Genomic DNA, 1,782 nt, shown 5'->3' on the forward strand with positions numbered 1-1,782 from the left:
GATTGCCGCCACGGCGGCCCTCGCGCCACGCCGCGTTTTGCGCCGTCACTTCAGCAATCGCCTCGGGCTGCGGCAGGCTGGTGCTTTGCCCCGAATCCGGCAGGCGCAGGACCTGGCCGGTTTTCATGCGGTTGATGTTGCCGTCGATAAAGGCGTCAGGGTTCAGCGCCTGAATGGCCAGCATGGTCTGCTGCACCGAGGCGCCATTGCGGTTTTTCGCGGCGATTTCCCACAAGGTGTCACGGGAAGTCGTGGTGTGTTCCTTGGCCTTGGTGACTGCCGGAGCCGTCGTCGCAGGCGCACTCAAGCGTGGCGCGGGTGCAGGTGCACCGGCGGCCGGGGTCGACTGGTCGAACTTGGCCGGGTCCAGCAACACGCTGTAGTCGCGCATCAGGCGACCGTTGGGCCATTGTACCTGCAGCAGGAAACGCACGTAGGAATCCGGCAGCGGCTTGCTGGAGGTGACACGCACCACACTGCGGCCGTTGGGATTGACCACCGGGGTAAAGGTCAGGTCGTTCAGGAACGCCTGGCGATCGACGCCCGCATCCACAAAGGCCTGGGACGACGCGAGGCTGGGGGTGATCTCGGAGGCGGTCAGGCCACCGACATCGAGCAACTCGATTTCCACCGACAGCGGCTGGTTCAGCTTCGACTTGAGGGTCATCTCCCCAAGCTGCAGTGCTTGCGCCATACCGGAGGACAGCGCCGAGGCGGCCGCTATTGCTAACACCAGTTTGCGAACTTGAACCATAGCCTCATCCTTTTTGAACACTCCCCGGCCGGCGAGAAGGTGGGTAACCGCTGCCATTAGGCATGGCGAGCCGATAGGTCACCGACGCGCAATTTTTCCAGCTTGGGGCCAAGCATAGCGCTTGGCTAGAATCAATCTACAAATTGCCGCCAAGTATCTTTTACACAAGGCCTTTTATCAACAACTGCGCCAGCTGTACGGCGTTCAGTGCCGCCCCTTTGCGTACGTTATCTGACGCCAGCCACATATTTAGTTCCGCGGGGTCATCAACACCGGCACGAACCCGGCCCACGTAGACCACGTCCTGACCGACCGCATCGCCCACAGCCGTGGGGTAATCGCCCTCTTCCACCAATTCGACACCCGGTGCCGAGTCCAGGGCACGGTTGACGGCAGCGAGATCCACCGCTGCCCCCAATTGCAGTGACACAGTCAGGCTATCGCCAAAAAACACCGGGGCTTGAACGCAAGTGACGGAAATCTTTAGCAAAGGCATTTCCAGCACGGCGCGCAATTCGTGCACCAGGCGTTTTTCCAGGGCAGTGTGGCCTTGCGCGTCAGGCTTGCCGACCTGGGCCAGCAGGTTAAAGGCCATTTGCCGGTCGAAGAACTTCGGCTCCAGCGGGCGCACATTCAGCAACTCGGCGGTCTGCCGGGCGAGTTCGCTGACAGCCTCACGGCCCTGGGCGGAAACGGCGAGGTTGGCGGTGACGTTAACGCGCTGAATGTCCAGCAAGCCGCGCAGTGGCGCCAGCACCACGGCCAGGGCAGTGGCCGACGGGCTTGGGCTGCTGACCTGATAAGGTTTTTTCAGGCCATCGAGGATCTGCGCGTTGGCTTCCGGCACTACCTGCGGCGCCTGATCGGCCGGCAAGGCGCCGGACAAGTCGATCAGGGTGCAGCCCGCAGCGGTGGCGCGCGGGGCAAAACTCAAGGTGACCGCAGGGCCGGCGGCGAAGAACACCAGTTGGACTTTGCTGAAATCGAATTCATCGACTTCCCGCACCCGCACGTTCTTGCCAAGAACC

Annotated in this window: 2 protein-coding genes; both read right to left on the reverse strand. The window is 62.3% G+C overall.

Translation table 11 applies throughout. The features are described from left to right. On the reverse strand, positions 1-754 hold a 754-nt coding region (locus HX846_RS32180), incomplete at its 3' end, for a FimV family protein (RefSeq protein ID WP_306173180.1). Positions 755-914: 160 nt separating this feature from the next. Further along, positions 915-1,782 (reverse strand): aspartate-semialdehyde dehydrogenase (locus tag HX846_RS32185; RefSeq protein ID WP_178966951.1); only part of this gene is annotated, 868 nt, incomplete at its 5' end.

Source organism: Pseudomonas sp. K5002, from assembly GCF_013386655.1.
Lineage (GTDB): Bacteria > Pseudomonadota > Gammaproteobacteria > Pseudomonadales > Pseudomonadaceae > Aquipseudomonas.